Origin of the sequence: Gellertiella hungarica, from assembly GCF_014197145.1 — a bacterium.
Classification (GTDB): Bacteria; Pseudomonadota; Alphaproteobacteria; order Rhizobiales; family Rhizobiaceae; genus Gellertiella; species Gellertiella hungarica.
In genome coordinates this window covers 71,367-89,886 of the sequence record NZ_JACIEZ010000007.1, presented here as the reverse complement: position 1 = coordinate 89,886, position 18,520 = coordinate 71,367, and the positions used below count along the sequence as shown (strand labels likewise).

Annotated in this window: 19 protein-coding genes; 9 read left to right on the top strand and 10 right to left on the bottom strand. The window is 65.6% G+C overall.

Annotated elements, in window-relative coordinates:
* Nucleotides 1-97 precede the first annotated feature (97 nt).
* The 7 genes from GGR23_RS16195 to GGR23_RS16165 all read right to left on the bottom strand — a co-directional run bounded on the left by GGR23_RS16195 (nucleotide 98) and on the right by GGR23_RS16165 (nucleotide 6,561).
* Nucleotides 98-832: an aspartate/glutamate racemase family protein gene (locus tag GGR23_RS16195; RefSeq protein ID WP_183367354.1), complete on the bottom strand. Its 735-nt coding sequence runs from the start codon at nucleotides 830-832 to the stop codon at nucleotides 98-100.
* A gap of 9 nt (nucleotides 833-841) precedes the next feature.
* On the bottom strand, nucleotides 842-1,555 hold the full coding sequence (locus GGR23_RS16190) for an ABC transporter ATP-binding protein (protein ID WP_343066697.1): 714 nt from the start codon (nucleotides 1,553-1,555) through the stop codon (nucleotides 842-844).
* Nucleotides 1,556-1,566: 11 nt separating this feature from the next.
* Nucleotides 1,567-2,346 (bottom strand): ABC transporter ATP-binding protein, encoded by a 780-nt coding sequence (locus GGR23_RS16185; protein ID WP_183367352.1) that lies wholly within the window; start codon nucleotides 2,344-2,346, stop codon nucleotides 1,567-1,569.
* Between the two features lie 3 nt (nucleotides 2,347-2,349).
* Nucleotides 2,350-3,321: a branched-chain amino acid ABC transporter permease gene (locus GGR23_RS16180; RefSeq protein WP_183367351.1), complete on the bottom strand. Its 972-nt coding sequence runs from the start codon at nucleotides 3,319-3,321 to the stop codon at nucleotides 2,350-2,352.
* A gap of 4 nt (nucleotides 3,322-3,325) precedes the next feature.
* Nucleotides 3,326-4,192 (bottom strand): branched-chain amino acid ABC transporter permease, encoded by an 867-nt coding sequence (locus GGR23_RS16175; RefSeq protein ID WP_183367350.1) that lies wholly within the window; start codon nucleotides 4,190-4,192, stop codon nucleotides 3,326-3,328.
* Nucleotides 4,193-4,266: 74 nt separating this feature from the next.
* Entirely contained in the window at nucleotides 4,267-5,469 is a 1,203-nt protein-coding gene (locus tag GGR23_RS16170) for an ABC transporter substrate-binding protein (RefSeq protein WP_183367349.1), read from the bottom strand.
* A 231-nt stretch (nucleotides 5,470-5,700) separates the two neighbouring features.
* Nucleotides 5,701-6,561 carry a YihY/virulence factor BrkB family protein gene (locus GGR23_RS16165; RefSeq protein WP_183367348.1) on the bottom strand — a complete coding sequence of 287 codons (861 nt, stop codon included), beginning with the start codon at nucleotides 6,559-6,561 and terminating at the stop codon, nucleotides 5,701-5,703.
* A gap of 361 nt (nucleotides 6,562-6,922) precedes the next feature.
* On the opposite strand from GGR23_RS16165, the gene cphA reads away from it, so the two are divergent.
* Genes cphA through GGR23_RS16150 form a run of 3 tightly spaced genes read left to right on the top strand, consistent with a single transcriptional unit; the run spans nucleotide 6,923 to nucleotide 11,386 of the window.
* Nucleotides 6,923-9,685, top strand: coding sequence for a cyanophycin synthetase (gene cphA, locus GGR23_RS16160; protein ID WP_183367347.1), 2,763 nt, complete (start codon nucleotides 6,923-6,925; stop codon nucleotides 9,683-9,685).
* Between the two features lie 11 nt (nucleotides 9,686-9,696).
* Nucleotides 9,697-10,566: an isoaspartyl peptidase/L-asparaginase family protein gene (locus GGR23_RS16155; RefSeq protein ID WP_183367346.1), complete on the top strand. Its 870-nt coding sequence runs from the start codon at nucleotides 9,697-9,699 to the stop codon at nucleotides 10,564-10,566.
* A gap of 13 nt (nucleotides 10,567-10,579) precedes the next feature.
* Nucleotides 10,580-11,386, top strand: coding sequence for a cyanophycinase (locus tag GGR23_RS16150; RefSeq protein WP_183367345.1), 807 nt, complete (start codon nucleotides 10,580-10,582; stop codon nucleotides 11,384-11,386).
* Between the two features lie 24 nt (nucleotides 11,387-11,410).
* On the opposite strand, the gene purU is transcribed toward GGR23_RS16150, so the two are convergent.
* Together purU and GGR23_RS16140 are read right to left on the bottom strand one after the other, a co-directional pair.
* On the bottom strand, nucleotides 11,411-12,295 hold the full coding sequence (purU, locus tag GGR23_RS16145; RefSeq protein ID WP_183367344.1) for a formyltetrahydrofolate deformylase: 885 nt from the start codon (nucleotides 12,293-12,295) through the stop codon (nucleotides 11,411-11,413).
* On the bottom strand, nucleotides 12,292-12,579 hold the full coding sequence (locus GGR23_RS16140) for a hypothetical protein (protein WP_183367343.1): 288 nt from the start codon (nucleotides 12,577-12,579) through the stop codon (nucleotides 12,292-12,294). Before GGR23_RS16140 ends, purU begins: the two co-directional genes overlap by 4 nt.
* Nucleotides 12,580-12,651: 72 nt before the next feature.
* Between GGR23_RS16140 and GGR23_RS16135 the strand changes: the two genes are divergently transcribed.
* From GGR23_RS16135 to GGR23_RS16110, 6 genes are all read left to right on the top strand, one after another.
* Entirely contained in the window at nucleotides 12,652-13,863 is a 1,212-nt protein-coding gene (locus GGR23_RS16135) for an AI-2E family transporter (protein ID WP_183367342.1), read from the top strand.
* 152 nt (nucleotides 13,864-14,015) lie between these two features.
* Nucleotides 14,016-14,327 (top strand): (2Fe-2S)-binding protein, encoded by a 312-nt coding sequence (locus GGR23_RS16130; protein WP_183367341.1) that lies wholly within the window; start codon nucleotides 14,016-14,018, stop codon nucleotides 14,325-14,327.
* On the top strand, nucleotides 14,293-14,778 hold the full coding sequence (gene bfr, locus GGR23_RS16125) for a bacterioferritin (RefSeq protein WP_183367340.1): 486 nt from the start codon (nucleotides 14,293-14,295) through the stop codon (nucleotides 14,776-14,778). Before GGR23_RS16130 ends, bfr begins: the two co-directional genes overlap by 35 nt.
* 256 nt (nucleotides 14,779-15,034) lie before the next feature.
* Nucleotides 15,035-15,874, top strand: a complete 840-nt coding sequence (gene exbB, locus GGR23_RS16120) for a tonB-system energizer ExbB (protein ID WP_246365636.1) — start codon at nucleotides 15,035-15,037, stop codon at nucleotides 15,872-15,874.
* 4 nt (nucleotides 15,875-15,878) lie between these two features.
* Nucleotides 15,879-16,325, top strand: coding sequence for a TonB system transport protein ExbD (gene exbD / locus GGR23_RS16115; protein ID WP_183367338.1), 447 nt, complete (start codon nucleotides 15,879-15,881; stop codon nucleotides 16,323-16,325).
* Nucleotides 16,322-17,242, top strand: coding sequence for an energy transducer TonB (locus GGR23_RS16110; RefSeq protein WP_183367337.1), 921 nt, complete (start codon nucleotides 16,322-16,324; stop codon nucleotides 17,240-17,242). Before exbD ends, GGR23_RS16110 begins: the two co-directional genes overlap by 4 nt.
* Nucleotides 17,243-17,248: 6 nt before the next feature.
* On the opposite strand, the gene GGR23_RS16105 is transcribed toward GGR23_RS16110, so the two are convergent.
* Entirely contained in the window at nucleotides 17,249-18,283 is a 1,035-nt protein-coding gene (locus GGR23_RS16105) for an adenylate/guanylate cyclase domain-containing protein (RefSeq protein WP_183367336.1), read from the bottom strand.
* Nucleotides 18,284-18,520: the final 237 nt, after the last annotated feature.

The window sequence follows — 18,520 nt, the reverse complement described above, 5'->3', positions numbered from 1 at the left end:
TTTCGCGACGACTGTCATGAAGGACATAGGTCGCGTGCCCACACCTGTAAGGGGAGGGACCGTGCCGCGTCAATGGCCGGCAACGGACCCTTTCCGGTCAATTCGTGCCGGGCGAGAAGGCGGAAAAGCTGCCCGCATAGGCTTTGGCCCGCGGGCGCGCATAGCCGCCGTTCATGCTGGTGCGCAGCCCGAGCCCCACGAGGCCCTCCGCCAGCTTCACCGCGCAGGACACCCCGTCGAGAACCGGAAGCCCGTGCCGGTCGGCCAGACGGTTCGCAAGGTCCGCCATGCCGGCACAGCCCAGCACGATTGCCTCCGCCTGATCCTCGGCAATGGCCCGCGCGATCTCTTCCGAGATCCTGTCCGCCGCATTCGAGCCGGGGATCTCGAGGTCGAGCACCGGCACCTCCGACGCCCGCACGCCCGAGCAGCGCGTAGCGAGCCCGTAGCGGACCAAATTGTGCTCGATGGCGGGAATGGAGCGGGCAAGCGTGGTCACCACGCCGAACTTGCCCGAGATCAGGGAGGCGAAGTGGAAGCCCGCCTCGCCGATCCCGATCACCGGGGCGCCGGTGGCGCAGCGCGCCGCATCCAGCCCCGTGTCGTCGAAACAGGCAATCACCACCGCATCCGCCTCCGGATGCTTGCGGATCTCGCCGATCATGCCGGGGATGGCGAAGACCTCGTCATAATAGCCCTCGATGCTGGGCGGACCGAAATCCGGGCATGTGGCCGTGATTGTCGTGCCCGGACTTGCCGCACGCTCGGCAGCCGCGCCGATCTTTCGGGTCATCGACTGGGTCGTGTTCGGGTTGACGATGAGAATGTTCATGGAAGTTCCTTAGAGCTCGCCGCCGAGATAGAGCGTTTTCACCCTGTCATCATGAATGAGGTCGGCGGAATCGCCCGAAAGGGCGACCTCGCCCGTCGAAAGCGCATAGGCGCGCTGCGAGATGCGCAGCGCCATGCGCGAATTCTGCTCGACCAGCAGCACGCTGACCTTTTCGTCGCGGTTGATTGCGACGATGGAGCGGGCGATGTCCTGCACCAGCTTCGGCGCCACGCCGAGCGAGGGTTCATCGAGCAGCAGCAGCTTCGGCCGGGACATCAGCGCCCGGCCGATGACGAGCATCTGCTGCTCCCCGCCGGACATGGTGCCGGCGGCCTGGTTATACCGCTCCTTGAGCCGCGGGAAGCGCGTCATCACCCGGTCGAGGCTTTCGGCTATCTCGCCCTTGTCGGTGCGGGTGAAGGCGCCGAGCGCGAGATTTTCGGCCACCGTCATCAGCGGGAAGACGCGCCGCCCTTCCGGCACCATGGCAATGCCGCGCCGGACGATCTCGTCCGCGGGCGTGCCATCCAGCCGCTCGCCGAGATAATGGATCTCGCCCTGCCGGATGCGGTTGAGCCCGGTGATGGCCCGGAGGATGGACGACTTGCCCGCGCCATTGGCGCCGATCAGCGCCACCGTCTCGCCTTCGTTGACCGTCAGCGACACGCCCTTCAGCGCATAGACGTGGTCGTAATACATGTGGACGTTGGAGAACTGGAGCATCTGGTTCATGGTCAAAGCCCGATCGCCTCGTCTTCGGCGCCGAGATAGGCCTCGATCACCCGGTCGTTGTTCTGGATGTCCACCGGCGTGCCCTCGGCGATCTTCTGGCCGAAGTTGATCACGACGATGCGGTCGGAGATCTTCATCACGGCGGGCATGTCGTGCTCCACCAGAAGCACGGTAAGCCCGCGTTCCCTGAGACGACGGACCATGGCGACGGCCTTGTGGGTCTCGTCATGGTTCATGCCGGCAAAGGGTTCGTCGAGCAGCAGCACCGCCGGATCGGTGGCAAGGCCGATGGCGATGCCGAGCGCGCGCAGGTGCCCGTGCGGCAGGTTGCGGGCCTTCTCGTTCGCCAGCTCCGTGAGGTTCAGGAAATCGAGGATCTCGTCCGCCGAAGCGCCGAAGGCGCGCTCGTCCTCCCGGGCGGTGCCGGTGCCGACGAAGAAGCCGAGAAGCGAGGCCCGGGAGCGCAGGTGATGGGCGACGATCACGTTCTCGCGCACCGTCATGTTGCGGAAGATCGTGGTTTCCTGGAAGGTGCGGACCACGCCCTTGCGGGCCGCGATGTGCGGCGCAAGGCCGGAGATGCGCTCGCCCCGGTAGAGCACCTCGCCCGAGGTGGGCTTGAGGAAGGAAGCGATAAGCTTGAACAGCGTGGACTTGCCCGCCCCGTTCGGGCCGATCACCGAGAGGATCTCCCTTTCCCTGACGTCGAAGGAGACATTGTTGACGGCGGTTAGGCCGCCGAAGCGCCGCGTCAGCTCGCGGACCTGAAGGATCGTATCCATGGTTCAGCCCTTCCTCCGGCCTTCGCCGAGGCTCAGGAGCCCGTTCGGCAGCACGAGCATCAGAATGATCATCAGCGACGAGTAGATCAGCAGCTGGAACTCGCCCGTCTGGAACAGCAGGTTCCAGCCGAAATAGAGCGTCAGCGTGCCGAGCATCGGCCCGAACACGTAGCCGAGACCGCCGAGGAAGCAGTTCAGCATGAAGTTGACGCTGTCGGTGACGGTGAAGCTCGAGGGATAGACCGACTGGGTGACGGCGGCGAAGGTGGCGCCGCTGATGCCGCCCAGGAAGGAGGAGATCGCAAAGGCGATCAGCCGCAGATGGACGATGTTCACCCCGATCGAGGAGGCGAGCTCCTCGTTCTGCTGCAGGGACATGCAGATATGGCCGATGCGGGAATGCACCAGGCGGTACATGCCGGCAAAGCAGAGCACCATCAGCGTTGCGGCGAGATAATAGAAGGCGATGCGCGGGTTTTCGAGCGTCGCGAAGTCGGGCACGATGGTGAGCCCGAAGAGCGAGATCGCCCCCGGAAGCGGGATGTTGGTGATGCCCTTGGCCCCTTCTGTAACGGGAAGGGCGAGCGCCAGGAGCCGCGTCACTTCCGTGAGCACGAGGCTGACCATGGCGAAGTAGACGCCGCGCAGGCGCAGGATCGGCAGGCCGATCAGCAGGCTGGCGACCGCGCAGAACAGGCCGGCGGCCGGCAGCGTCCACCAGAAGGCGACGCCGTAATGGTTGACGAGCACCGCCGTCACATAGGCCCCCATCAGCGCGAAGGCGCCCTGGCCCATGTTGATCCGGCCGATGTAGAAGGTGAGCCACACCCCGGCGCTGGCGATCGACAGCAGGGCCACGGAGGTGAGCGTGTAATAGACGTCCTTGCGGCCCGTGACCGAGATCAGGAGCGGGACGACGACGAAGACCGCGACGAGGAAGGCGGCAACGCCGAGCAGGCGAAGAGTTCTGTTCATCGGCTCAACCCCATGGCTTGCCCATCAGGCCGTTCGGCCGGATGGCAAGGAAGATCATCAGTGCGGCGAAGATGACGAGATAGGTCACGTCCCCGTATTCGCGCAGCACGGTGAGCCCGACCGATTCCATCATGCCGAGGATGAAGCCGCCGGCAATCGCGCCGCCGACCACGCCCGCGCCGCCGATCATGATCATCAGGAAGGCCTTGACCGAAATCGGCCCGCCGATGCCGGAATTCACCCCGGTGATGGAAACAAGGAGGCCGCCGACCACGCCCGCCAGCATGGCGCCCAGTGCAAAGCCGATCATGGTATAGCGATCGACCTTGATGCCCATCAGCTGGGCGGCGACGCGATCCTGTGCAAGGGCCCGCATCGCCCGGCCTGTCCGGGAATATTTCATGAAGAGGATGAAGCCGAGGATCATCAGCGCCGCGAGGACCGCCACGACGATGCGGTCATAGGGCATGATCACGCCGAAATCGTTGAAGACGCCCTTGACGATCTTCGGAACGCCGCGCTGCTTCTCGCCGAAGATCAGCAGGATCACCGCGTCGAAGAAGAAGGCCGTCGCCGCCGCAAGCAGCATCGTGCTTTCCTCGCGGTGGCTGCGCCGGATGACGGTGCGGAAGAGATAGCGCTCCATCAGCCCGCCGATGACCGCCAGGCTGATGCCCGAGGCGACGACCGCGACGGGGAAGGGGAGCCCCAGCTGTCCGTAGATTGCGTAGGTGATGAACCCGCCGAGCACATACATTTGCCCATGCGCGAAGTTCAGCACGTTCATGAGACCGAAGATCAGGGTCAGCCCGAGCGCGATCAGCGCATACTGGGCTCCCAGATACAGTCCGTTGGCGATGACCTGTTCCATCCGGCTGCTTCCATTTGCGTGAACGATGGCCGGGGCAGGTCAGGCCTGCCCCGGCCGTGTGGCGTGCGACCGTGTCAGTCGACGGAGCCCACGAACAGGGTCTGGAAGGCCCCGTCCTTGTATTCGTTCACCACCATGGGCACCGAGATCTGGCGCTTCTGGCCGAAGGACGTCGTGCCCACGTAGGAGAGCTTGGAATCGCCCTTCACGTAGGGGTTGGGCGCGGAGAAGGTATCGATGGTCTTCTTGAACTCGTCGATGTTGTCGATGGCCGCCGGATTGGCCTTCATCGTCTCCAGGATGTAGTCGAGCGCATAGACCTTGGTGTTGGACTCGTCGTTGTACTCGCCGAACATCTTGGTGTAGCGGTCGACGAACTCCTTCATGCGGTCGGAGGCGATTTCCGGCGTGGAAGCGCCGCCGACCGAGATGAAGCCGTTGGCCAGCTCGCCGGCGCCTTCCTCGATCACCTTGGCATCCTGCGCCGTCTCGGTGGAGATCAGGCCTTCGTAGCCGAGCTCGCGGGCCGAGCGGATGAGAAGCGGCGCATTGGCGGGTGCAACGCCCGAGAGCACCAGCAGGTCCGGGTTGAGCCCGACGATCGGCGTCAGGACGGGGGTGAAGTCGCGCGTGTCGTTCTGGTAGGTGTCCTTGTCGGCCACCACCTCGAGCCCGAGAGCCTTGGCCGCGGCCACGCCGCCGTCGCGCTGGGAGAGCGGATCGGATTCGTTGGCGGCGATGAAGGCAACCGTCTTCACGCCCTTGTTTTCCTTGAGATATTTATAAATCGCCGGGCCGGACTGATAGTTTGCGATCATGCCGAGAATGGCGTTGGATGCCGGGGGCGTATAGAGTTCCTTGGGGAAGGCATAGGGGAAATAGATGATATTGTTCTTTTCGGCGACGGGGCGGACGGCGGCGGCGCCGTCATCGACGTTCGGGCCGACGACGTAGTGGATGCCTTCCTGCGCCATCTTCTCCATGCCTTCGACGGCGCGCTTGGGGTCCTTCTGGTCGTCGAAGGTGACGATCTCGATGTCATAGGTCTTGTCGCCGATCTTGACGCCACCGGTCTCGTTGTACCAGGCGGCAAGCGTCTGCATCGAGCGGACGTTGGACGTGCCCCAGGCCGCGGCCGGGCCGGAGGTCACGCCGACGAAGCCGATCTTCAGCTTTTCGTTGGCGGCTTGGGCTGCAAGGGTGCTGCCCATGAAAAGGGCGATTGCGGAAACCGTGCCGAGCGCGGCCGATTTCAGGGTGTTGCGGCGAGTAATCATTTTTTTGTTCCCTCTGGACGATGAGCACTTTTTTAGCTCACGCTGAGAGTGGATTTCAAAAGCAGCGTTTCGTCAACAAAAAATCGCACGATTGTATACAAAAGTGGGGGATGCTGTATTGCAGCATGGCTGGAGGCGCGGATGACCCCCGCAAATCCGGGGCATCGGCGCCCATCCCCGTAGGGCCAGGCCTTGCGCCAGTGTCGCAAGGCACATGCTGCAACGCAACAATCATCTGTGGCGGCCGGCGGCCCTGGCCTCGAGCGCATGCTGGCGCTCCTTGTTGTATTCCGCCCCGACTATGACGATGAAGATCGACAGCCAGATCCACACGAGCAGGCCGATCAGCGCGCCGAGCGCCCCGTAGGTCGCGTTGTAATCGGCGAAATTGGCGAGGTAGTAGGAAAAGCCTGCGGAGGCCAGCATCCAGACGAAGGTGGCGATCAGAGCCCCGCGCAGGATGTGCCGCAACGGCAGCGGCTCGCGGCTCGGTCCGTAGCGATAAAGCAGCAGGATGCTGGCGAAGACCAAAAGCACCACCACCGGCCAGGGCGCGAAGCGCACCACGATGTCGGTCCAGCCGTCGAGATGCAGGAAGGCGAGCGCCGCCGGCACGACCCCGATGCCGATGATCAGCAGAAGGCCGACCAGCATGGCGCCGATGGTGAAGCCGAGGGCCAGGAGGTTCAGATGGATGAACGAGCGCTTCTCGGTTTCGTCATTGGCAATGTTCATCGCCTCGAAGAGGGCCTTCACGCCGCTGATCGCGCTCCAGACCGCAATCAGAAAGCTGATGACGACGGTGATGCTGAGGGCGGCCGATTCGCGGTTGGCGAGATCGTCGAGCTGTTTCTCGAGGATATCGAGCGCGCCCGGCGGCAGGATGGGCGCGAGATTGTGCATCTGCCCGCCGAGGTCGCCCGGCTCCGCGAAGATGCCATAGAGGCCGACGAGCACCGCAAGACCCGGGAAGGAGGCCAGGAGGATGTAATAGGTCACCCCGGCGGCCACCATGGAAACCCGGTCGTCGGACACCTCGCGGACGGTATGCCTGAGGGACTGGCTGAAATAGATCTCCATCCGGTTCGTCATGTGCGTGCCGCCCTTTCCTTGTCCGTTCGCCTTCTGCGGGGGGATTACGCGCGCCTCGCCGGTTCGGTTCCGGCAGGATGACGGCGGTCGCGAAAAGGCACAGGACGGGTCGGACGGGCGCGGGCGCAAAGCGTGCAGTTTGCTTTCGGGAGAGCCCGAAAAGTGCACATATGGACACCCCGGAAGGGCGCCTCCGCGCCGCTTCGCCGGCCTGGAGAAAGACCGGACCGAAGCCCGGAAGCGCTTTTTTACCAATGATTTGGCCGGTTCCCCATATGCGGCGCGGTAAATTTGTCGGGGCCTGGGGAACCAGTGACGATTGCCGCGGTTAATTCCCCGAAATCACTTGAGGGATCATCCAATGACTTCAGATATCATCGTCGCCCGGCCGGTGCCGGCTGGCTCCCTGCGCGTGCTCGAAACGGCGGTATACCGCGGTCCGCACCTGTACAGCCGTACCCCGATGGTGCGCATCCAGATCGACCTTGGGCGTCTCGAGGACTTTCCGACCGACCGTCTTCCCGGCTTTGCGGACAAGCTTGCGACGCTGCTTCCCGGGCTCGGCGACCACGGCTGCAGCTACGGCGTTCCCGGCGGTTTCCTGAAGCGGCTCGAGGAGGGCACGTGGCTCGGCCATGTCTGCGAGCATGTGGCGCTGGAGCTGCAGGTTCAGGCCGGCGCGACCGTGACGCGCGGCAAGACGCGCTCCGTCGCCGGCCGTCCCGGCGTCTACGACATGATGTTTGCCTATGAGGATGCCGAATGCGGCCTCTTGGCCGGGCGCTACGCGCTTCAGCTGGTGGAAAGCCTGCTGCCGGCCGAGCTGCGCGGCTTTTCCGGGCTGGACCTCCTGCCGGAATCGCCGCTGGCCGTCTTCTCGCTCCCGGCAGCGCTTGCCGATCTGAAGCGCCTTCACGCGGCCCGCACCTTCGGTCCGACCACGCTTTCGCTGGTCCGCGAGGCGGAAGCCCGGGGCATTCCCTGGCGGCGTCTCAATGCCGACAGCCTGGTGGAGTTCGGCTATGGCCGCTTTGCCCGGCGCATCTGCGCAAGCTGCAGCACGCTGACCTCGGAGATTGCCACCGAGATCGCCAGCGACAAGGAGCTGACCAACCGGCTTCTCGACGAGGCCGGCCTGCCCGTGCCGCAGGCGCTGATCGTGGGTTCGGAGGAAGGGGCCGTCCGCGCCGCCGGGAAGCTCGGCTATCCCGTGGTAACGAAGCCGCTCGACGGCAACCATGGCCGCGGCGTGAATGTCGGCCTTGCCGATGCGGAAGAGGTGCGCTGGGGCTTTGCCCAGGCGCGCGAGCATTCCGCCGACGTGCTGGTCGAACAGCATTTCGAGGGGTCCGATCACCGCATCCTCGTGATCGGCGGAAAGCTGGTCGCGGTCGCAAGGCGGGTACCCGCCCATGTGGTGGGCGACGGCGTCTCGACGCTCTCGGCGCTGATCGAGAAGGAAAACCGCAATCCGAAGCGGGGCGAGGGGCACGAGGCGCCGATGACGCGCATCGCCATCGACGAATGCCTGCTGCATTTCATCGCCCGCGCCGGCCTGACGCTGGAGACGGTGCCGGAGAAGGGTGCCTTCGTGCAGCTGCGGCCGACGGCCAATCTCTCGACCGGCGGCAGCGCCATCGACCTCACCGACGTGATCCATCCCGACAACGCACTGATCGCGATCCGCGCCGCCGCGATCGTCGGGCTCGATATCGCCGGCATCGATTTCGTCGCGCCCGACATCACCCGCTCGGTGCGCGAGACCGGCGGCGGCATCATCGAGGTGAATGCCGGGCCGGGCTTCCGCATGCATCTCCATCCCTCCGAGGGCATGCCCCGCAATGTGGCCGGTCCCGTTCTGGACAATCTCTTCCCGCCGGGCACGCCGGCCACGATCCCGATCTTTGCGGTCACCGGCACCAACGGCAAGACGACGACGGCGCGCATGCTCGCCCACATCATGGCCGCCACGGGAAAGAAGGTGGGGCTGACCACCAGCACAGGGGTCTATGTCAACGGCCAGCGCATCATGGAGGGCGACTGCACCGGCCCGCGCAGCGCCCGTCTGGTGCTCGCCGATCCCGGCGTCGAGGTGGCGGTGCTCGAGACCGCGCGCGGCGGCCTTCTGCGCGAGGGTCTCGCCTTCCAGCGCTGCGATATCGGCTGCGTCACCAATGTGAGCAGCGACCATCTCGGCCTCAGGGGCATCGAGACGGTCGAGGACCTCGCGCGCGTCAAGGCGGTCATCGTCGAGGCGGTGCATGAAAAGGGCTGGAGCATCCTGAATGCGGACAATCCGCTGACCGCGGCCATGGCGGCCGAGGCGGGTGGCCGGATCTGCTACTTCACCACCCGGGCACGGCCCGACTGGCCGGTCTTCCTGAAGGACCATGTCCGGCGCGGCGGCCGCGCCATCGCCGGCGGACGCTCCACCGGCACCTCCGACATCGTGCTCTACGATGGCGGTGCGGCCTTCCTCGTCGGCCGGGTGGAGGATATACCCGCCACCCTTCAGGGGCTTGCCGACTTCAACGTGGAGAACGCGCTTGCCGCCTCCGCCATGGCGATCTGCCACGGGGTTTCGCTGCCGGTGATCCGCTCCGCGCTCGCCACCTTCGGCACCTCCTACGAGCAGTCGCCCGGGCGTCTCAACATCGTCGACCGCAACGGCTACCGCACGATCCTCGATTATGCGCACAACACCCATGGCCTGAAGGCGCTCGGCCAGCTGGTCGGCAAGCTGAAGCCCTCCCATTCCCGCATCATCGGCGTCGTCGGCATGCCGGGCGACCGCCGCGACAGCGACATCACCGAGATCGGCGAGGTTGCCGCGGGCATGTTCGATCTGGTGCTGATCAAGGAGGATGGAGACCTGCGCGGCCGCGAGCCGGGCTCGGTGGCGACACTTCTCGTCGATGGCCTGCGCAGGGGCGGGCTGAACGAGCGGGCAATCCGGATCATCCCCGACGAGCTCCAGGCGGTTCGCCAGGCGCTCGACCTTGCCCGCGAGGGGGATCTGGTGGTCGTCATGGCGGACGATCTCGATGCGATCTGGCACCTCGTCTCCACCCATGAGCGCGCGGCGGGGACGGAGGGCCGTTCCCACCACCTCGCGGCCGAATGAGGAGCGCGCCCATGTGGAGCATCATTCACGGCGGGGCGAAGACCATCGAGCCCGCGGACGAGGACGCAAACCGCAAGGGCTGCGCCCGGGCCGTCCGGGCCGGGCGGGATGTCCTCGCCGCCGGCGGCAGCAGCATCGATGCGGTGCTCGCGGCGGTGAAGGTCCTGGAAGACGATCCGACCTTCAATGCCGGCTATGGCAGCGTGCTGAATGCCCATGGCGAGGTGGAAACCTGTGCCGCGCTGATGGAAGGAAGCGGCTACAATGTCGGCGCCGTCGCGGTGGCGCAGGGCATCCGCAACCCCATCGAGGCGGCGCGCGCAATGCTGCACGAGGAGCCCGTCCTGATTGCGGGCGACGGCGCCCGGCTCTTTGCCGGGGAGGCAGGCGTCCCCCTCTGCGATCCGGCCGACCTCATTCCGCCCGGGGAAAGGTCGAAGGGACCCGAAGGCAAGCACGATACCGTCGGCGCCGTCGCGCTCGATGCCGAGGGCCGCATCGCGACCGCGGTCTCGACGGGAGGCGTGGAGGGAAAGCCACCGGGCCGCGTCGGCGACAGCCCGCAGCCGGGCTGCGGCTTCTATGCGGACGACCGGATCGGCGGCGTGGTCTTTTCCGGCGACGGCGAACACATCGCACGGCGGATGCTTGCGGCCGGCGTGATGCACGCGCTGGGAGGCCAGATCGCGCCTGACGAGGCCGTGCGCCGGGCTATCGGCCAGCTCGAGGAAATCGGCGGCGAGGCGGGGGGCGTGCTTTTGACGCCGCTCGGCCATTTCGGCTGGGCGCACAACAGCAGCCACTTTGCCGTTGCCCTTGCCTGCGAGGAGGAGCCGGAGCCCCGCGTCTATCTCAAGAAGGACGAAGACGATCGCCCGTGACAAGGAGGCCAGGATGGCACAGCGAAAGCAGGGAACACTCATCATCATCGGCGGACACGAGGATCACGAGGGAGACCGGGAGATCCTGAAGGAAGTGGCAAGCCACATCAGCGACGGCAGGCTGGTGCTCGCCACCGTCGCCTCGCACGAGCCGGACGGCTATCTGGAGCGCTACCAGGCCTCCTTTGCCGATCTCGGTGTCACCGAAATCAGCGAGCTTTACGTCGAGGAGCGCGACGAGGCGGCCAAGGAGGAGAAGCTGGCCGGCCTGGACGATGTCAACGCCGTCTTCTTCTCCGGAGGCGACCAGCTGCGCATCACCAGCCTGATCGGCGACACGCCGATCTACCAGCGCATCCACGAGATCTTCCAGGGCGGCGGCGTGATTGCCGGAACGTCGGCGGGCGCCTCGGTGATGAGCGACACGATGCTGGTGCGCGGCTCGAACCAGACCTCGTTCAGGATCGGCGATCTCAGCATGGCGCCCGGCCTCGGGCTTCTGCCCAACGCGATCATCGACCAGCACTTCGCAGAGCGGGGCCGCATCGGCCGGCTGATCGGCGCGGTCTCGCAAAACCCCCGCGTGCTGGGAATCGGCATCGACGAGGATACGGCGATCGTCGTCCAGGGAACCCGGTTCCGGGTCATCGGCTCCGGGGCGGTCTATCTGGTGGATGCGGGCGCCGTCAGCCATTCCAACATCGCGGAAGCCGCCGCCGACGAGGCGCTGTCGATCTACGACCTCACGCTCCACGTGCTTTCGGCCGGCGACGGCTTCGATCTCGAAACCCGCCGGCCGAGCCGTGCGGAACCCGGCTGAGGGCCGGGTTCCCGAAGACGGGCCTCAGCCCATGCGCTCGGAAGCGTAGGAGCCGGGGCTTGCCGGGAAAACCACGGTGCGGTGGCCGTCGAGGAAGACGCGGTGGTGGATATGGGCGTGGATCGCGCGCGCCAGCACCTGGCTTTCCACGTCGCGGCCGATGGAGACGTAATCGGAGGCCGACTGGGCATGGGTGATGCGGGCGACGTCCTGCTCGATGATCGGACCTTCGTCGAGATCGGCGGTGACGTAATGGGCCGTCGCGCCGATCAGCTTCACGCCGCGCTCGAAGGCCTGCTTGTAGGGGTTCGCGCCCTTGAAGGAGGGCAGGAAGGAGTGGTGGATGTTGATGATCCGGCCGGACATCTTCTGGCAGATCTCGTCGGACAGCACCTGCATGTAGCGGGCGAGAACGATGAGTTCCGCGCCCGACGTCTCGACGATCTCCATCAGCCGGGCTTCGGCCTGCGGCTTGTTCGCCTTGGTGACGGCCACGTGGTGGAAGGGAATGTCGTGATTGACGACGACCTTCTGGTAATCGAAGTGGTTCGAAACCACGCCGACGATCTCGATCGGCAGCGCGCCGATCTTCCAGCGGTAGAGCAGGTCGTTCAGGCAGTGGCCGAAGCGCGAGACCATCAAGAGCACCTTCATCTTGTGGTCGCTGTCGTGGAATTCGCAGGTCATGTCGAACCGCTTCTTCACCGGCTCGAAGCCCGTGGTGATGTCCTCGATGGTGGCGCCTTCCTGGCTGGTGAAGGTGATGCGCATGAAGAACAGGCCGGTTTCCAGATCGTCGAACTGGGAGCTGTCGATGATGTAGCAACCCTTGTCCGCAAGGAAGCCGGAAATGGCCGCGACGATCCCGCGGGTGGATTGGCATGTCACGGTAAGGACGTAACTCTTCATGCTGGTCTCTCTGTCTGTGCTGGTGAAATGACGATTGGCGAGGCGGTGAGCAAGGCCATCACACGCCTTGGCGGGATGATGAACGAGGCCCGGGATTTCTTTCTGTGGCGGCGGACGTCGGCCACGATGGCCGGAATGATGATGATTCCCTTGATGATCTCCTGATAATAGGCGCCGACCGCGGGCAAGGGGAAGCCCGATGTCACCACGCCGGGAGGGCTCGTGCCGATCATCGTGCCGGTGATGCCGCCGACCTTGTCTTTTCTAGCCGATACCCCTGTCATTGACCTTTCCGGATGCGCATATTTCAGTCGCGTTCACCTATTGTAACCGGTATGAGGTTAGCCTGACGGTGGATGGAACGGCAGGGAAGTGAGACACGGGTGACGGGATCGGCTGACCAACGCAATGACGATCGCTACTGGCTGCTGGGGCCGACTTCGGTCGCGCGCTGGCTTCTCGTGTTCATCCTGATAGCCGGCGTCTACTTCTTCCACGGCTTCATTGTGCCCGTTCTGGCGGCTCTGGTGATCTGCTTCGCCAGCTGGCCGCTCTACCGGCGACTGCTGCAGGCGGTGGGCGAAAAGCGCACCCTCGGCGCCGCCATCGCGGTGATGCTGGTGCTGTTCTTCATCGTCGCGCCGGTCTCGATCGCCTCCATCTACGCGGTCCGGGAAATCAAGGTCTGGGCCGTGTGGCTGATCCGCGCCAATGCGCTGGGCGCGCCCGTTCCGCAATGGCTGTTCGCCATTCCCGTGGTGGGGCAGTCGCTTGCCGAGGAATGGCAGAAGCATCTGAGTCATGCCGGAGGCCTCGGCGAGGTCGTGCAGCTCATCAGCGGCGCCAACATCGCCAACATCTATCGCGGCCTGCTCGTCGTCGGCACCTCCGCCTTCCAGTGGTTCCTGACGCTTCTCTTCATGCTGATCACGCTGTTCTTCGTCTATCGCGACGGGCGGCAGCTGGTGGAGCAGCTCGACCGGGTGGGCGAAACCGTGCTGCCGCAGCGCTGGGAGCGCGTCTCGCGCATCGTGCCGCAGACGATCAGCGCGACCGTGACCGGCATGACGATCATCGCCATCGGCGAAGGCATCGTGCTCGGCGTCGCCTACTGGCTGGTGGGCGTGCCGTCGCCGGTCACGCTCGGCCTCATTACCGGCATCATGGCGCTCATTCCGGGTGGCGCGCCCCTCAGCTTCACCCTCGTCTCGGTCTATCTGCTTGCCAACGGCGCCCATGTGGCCGGCATCGGCCTGTTTGCCTGGGGCTCCATCGAGCTTTTCATCGTCGACAAGACGGTGCGGCCCCGCCTCGTCGGCGGTCCGATCAAGCTGCCCTTCCTGCCCACCTTCTTCGGCCTGATCGGCGGGGTAAAGACCATGGGGCTGCTCGGCCTCTTCGTCGGCCCGGTGCTGATGGCGCTGCTGGTGGCCATCTGGCGCGAATGGATGCTGGCGATCACCGACACCTACGCCGCAGAGGCGGAGGAAACGGCCGCGGCCGCGGCGACAGCCCACGCCTCTCTTCCGGCCACGATGGAAGAGGCGGCATCCAAGCGCCGCGCCTGAACCTCCGGCCTTTCCACACCGCCCTTGCGCCGCGTCAAATTGCGCCCGCTCTTTAACTTGACAACCAAAGTCAGATTTATTTATCTCGGGCGCAGAAGAACCCGAGATCGAGCGCCTGCGGCAGAGTGGCAGGCGCTTTCAAGAGGCCTGCCATGCTCGTTTGCAGCTGCAACTTCATCACGGACAAGGAAATCCGCGAGACCATCGTGTCGATGCTCGAAGAGGATTGCTGGCAGCTGATCGTGCCGCTCAAGGTCTATCGCGCCATGGAAAAGCGCGGCCGGTGCTGTGGATGCTTCCCCAATGTCGTCGACATCATCGTCGAAACGACGGAAGCGTTTCATCGCGACCGGCAGTCTCCCCAGGAACAGGTTGTGACCTATCTAGATCGGATCAGGACGTTCCGCGACGAAGCAAGGAGGCTGGACTATGAAAGGCGAACAACAGGTCATCGAGCGGCTTAACGAGGCGCTTTTCCTCGAACTGGGGGCGGTCAACCAGTACTGGCTGCACTACCGGCTGCTGGAAGACTGGGGCTACGTGAAGCTTGCGCGCAAGGAGCGCGCCGAATCCATCGAGGAAATGCAGCACGCCGACAAGCTGATTGCCCGCATCATCTTCCTCGAAGGCCACCCGAACCTGCAATCCGTCGCACCCCTGCGGATCGGCCAGACCGTCCGTGAGGTGCTCGAGGCGGACCTTGCCGGCGAATACGACGCCCGCACCTCCTACAAGCGCTCCCGCGAGATCTGCGAAGAGCTCGGGGACTATGTCTCGATGAAACTGTTCGACGAGCTGCTCGAGGACGAGGAAGGCCATATCGACTTCCTCGAAACCCAGCTGGAGCTGCTCGGCAAGATCGGCGAGGAGCGCTACGCGCTGCTCAATGCGGCACCCGCCGACGAAGCACCCTGATCTGCAACGCGGATGGACAAGGCCCTGCCGGAAGGCGGGGCCTTTTTTCATGCTCCGATTTCCGCTGCCGAATTTAAACATGATTTTTTTAATCAACTATTGCCAGGGCCTCCCGGCCGCTCTATAGATCCTGACAGGCAGGACCGGCCGGACAGGCGGTCGGCTTCCTGAATTCGTCATGTTTCCGGCATGTCTGGCTGTGCTCTTGCGAGCGGCAGTGGCCTCGTGCTGTCCGGAAAAAGGCAGGGATCGCGCAATGATGGTTGCAGGACTGAGAAGACGTTACCGCCCCTTCGGACTATCGCCGGGGCAGAAGGCCGTCGCCGGGGCAGGGGTGATCCTGCTTACAGGCGCAACCGGCGCTGCCGCGGAGGAGAGCCTCCGCCCGCTTCCCCACGCGCTTTCGCCCTGGTCGATGTTCCTTGCGGCGGATAGGGTGGTGCAGGGGGTCATGTCGGGGCTCGCGGCTGCGGCCCTCCTCACCGTCGTCATCCTCCTTGCCAAGATCATGGAGCTGGCGATCGCACGCCGTCGCCTGAGACGCAGCCTCTCGCTGATCTCCGCTTCGGCCTCGCTTGCCGATGCGGCGCGCGCCGCGGCCGGGCGAAGCGACCCCGCCGCCCTGATGGTCGAGGCTGCCCGGGAGGAAACGGCGCTCAGCACGGCGGGGGCTCCCGTTTCCGGAGCCGGGGGCCTGCAATCGCGGGTGGCCTCTGCGCTTCAGCGGATCGAGATTCATGGCGGGGCGCGGCTTGCCCGCGGCACCGGCCTTCTCGCCACCATCGGATCGGTCGGGCCCTTCGTCGGGCTCTTCGGCACCGTCTGGGGCATCATGAACGCCTTCATCGGCATCAGCGAGGCTCAGACCACCAATCTCGCCGTGGTCGCGCCCGGCATTGCCGAAGCCCTGCTCGCGACCGCCATCGGCCTTGTCGCGGCCATCCCGGCGGTGGTGATCTACAATGGCCTTGCCCGGGCGATCACGGGTTACCGCCGGCTTCTCGGCGATGCCGCAAGCGCCGTCGAGCGGCTGGTCAGCCGCGACCTGGACCGGGGGCAGGCCCTGCGGGCGGCCCCCCTCGCAGCGGCGGAGTAGCACCATGGCAGGCGGTATCGGCCGGGAGGGCGAGGGCGACCTTGCCGAAAACAGCGAGATCAACGTCACGCCCTTCATCGACGTGATGCTGGTGCTGCTGATCATCTTCATGGTCGCCGCCCCGCTGGCGACCGTCGACGTGAAGGTAGACCTGCCGGCGGCAAGCGCCAGGGCGGAGAAAAGACCGGACAAGCCGGTCTATGTCACGATTGCCAGGGATCTCGCCCTCTCCCTCGACGACAGGAGAATCGAGCGGGATGAGCTGAAGGCCCGCATCGATGCGCTGACCGGCGGCGATCCGGAAGCCCGGATCTTCCTGCGTGCCGACAAGGCGGTGGATTACGGGGCCTTCATGGACGTGATGAATGCGCTGCGCGAGGCGGGCTATCTGAAGATCGCCCTTGTCGGGCTGGAGCAGCCGGGGGCAGCCGCTGCGGGGGCTGCGCCATGAGTGCCGGCTGGCAGGACAGGCTTCACCGGCGGCTGACGCTCGGCGAGGCGGCAATCTGGACCGCCGCCGGACTGCTCGTCACCAGCGTCTGCGCCACCGCCGCGATCCTCCATCCGCCCGCGCTCGAAAAGGCGGGCGAAAACGCCCCTCAGGCCGCGATCATGATCGAGCTTGCGCCCGAGCCCGAGGCTGTCGAGACGGAACGGAACGACATCACCGAGGACCGGGTGGATGCCGCCGAAAGGCCGGTGGAAACGCAAGAGCCGCTTCCGCTGCCGGAGCCCCCGGCCGCAATCGAAGCCAAGGCGCCGCCGCCACCCGCCCCTCAGCCGGTTCTTCCGCAAGAGGTCCGCCCCGAACAGCCGCCGGTGCCGGTTGCCGACTCGGTCGAACAGCAGATGCTGGCCCTTCTCGAGAATGTCGAGGTTCCGCTGCCGGTCGCACGGCCGAAGCCTCCCCTTCCCGAAAAGCCGAAGGCAGAACGGCCAAAGGCCGACCCGCCGGAAAAGAGCGTGGTGCGGAAGAAGCCGAAGACGGAGGCGCCCTCGGTTGCCGCACGCAAGCCCGCCGCCACCGTGAAGACAGCCGACCGCAATGCCGCGACGAAGACGGTTGCCTCCTCGGCGGCCGCCAAGGGCGATGCCACCCGCTGGAAGGCGCGCGTCGTTGCCCATCTGGAGCGGCGCAAGCGCTATCCGCAGGCGGCCAGGGCGCGGGGCGAGGAGGGTACCGTTCTCGTCGTCTTCCGGATCGATCCCGGCGGGCGCGTCCTGTCGACCTCGCTGGCCCGCTCCTCGGGTCACAGTGCGCTGGACGAGGCGGCCGTTGCCATGGTGGAGCGTGCCTCGCCGGTACCCGCGCCGCCACCGGGAGCAAGCACCACGATCACCGCGCCCGTGCGCTTCGTCCGGCGCTAGGACGGATCAGGACCGGCGGCCGGGAGCCAGGCTGTGCAGCCCGAAGAGGCGGATCGGCTGGGCCCGTCCCTTCACCGCATGGGTGCCGAGATCGATGGCGCGAATGTCCTTCGGCAGGACCATGCGCTCCCGCAGATCGGCGGAGATGACCACCTGCTGGTCGAGCTCCTTGGCAAGCCCCTCCAGCCGGGCGGCGATGTTCACCGTATTGCCGAAATAGGTGATCTTGCGATGGTCGAGGCCGACCTCGCCCGTCACGACGGGCCCGGCATGCAGCGCCGCCCGCAGGCGCGGCACCCGGCCGTGGACCCGCTGCCAGCGGGCCTCGTGCCGGGCGATGTCGGCCAGGATGTCGAAGACGCAATTGATGCAGGCCGCCCGCTTCAGCCCCTTCTGCAGCGGCCAGGTGATCATCGCCGCGTCGCCGATGTAATCGTCCACCGCCCCGCCATGCCGCCGCACATGCGGATCCATCATCGCATAGAGCGCACCGAGAAGCCGCAGGGTCTCCGCGTCGCCGCGGGCTTCGGCGAAGCTCACGGAATCCACCAGGTCGATGAACAGGAAGACGCGTTCCTCCTCGACCGGGTTGCGGTAGCGCCCGGTCAGCAGGCTGATGAACACCCGGCGGCCGAGCAGCTCCCGGACATGCAGGAGGAACAGCACCAGGCCCGACCCGCCCAGGCTGTAGAAGAAGATGTCGGCGGGCAGCAGGTGGAGCATCCACCACTCGCCCTCGAGAAGGCCGAGCCAGTGCACCACCATGGCGCCGACGGAATAGCCGAGATTGACCAGCAGGAAGGCGACCGCAAGGCTGATGGCGTAGTAGAGCGGCGTCGGCCTCGAGCGAAGCCAGGCATGAAAGCGGCGGCTCGGAAAACCGCGCCGGAAGATCAGGATCGGCATGCCGCAGAACAGCGCGAAGATGGAGGAGGCCATCAGTTCGCCGCCCTCGAGGAAGAGCACGTCATAGACGATCCCCATCGCCACGATGACCGCCCCGATCATGACCCAGTAGAGGGCCGCCTGTAATATTCGCATGCCGACGAGTGCTCCCGAGCCGGCGCCTTTCGCCCGCTTCTGGGGATGCGCCGCGGCGATGTGTAGCCAAACTTTCCCCCTCCCGTCCATCCATCCCCTTTTCCGGGGGCGGTGAGCCGCGACAAGGCGGTGCGCCTCCGCCGCCAAGCCGCTGATTTTGCTCGGGCCACCTGCGTTCCGTCATTTACAGAGACTTAATGCTTAACATGTAAAATATATTAGTAGTGTTGGAGATAC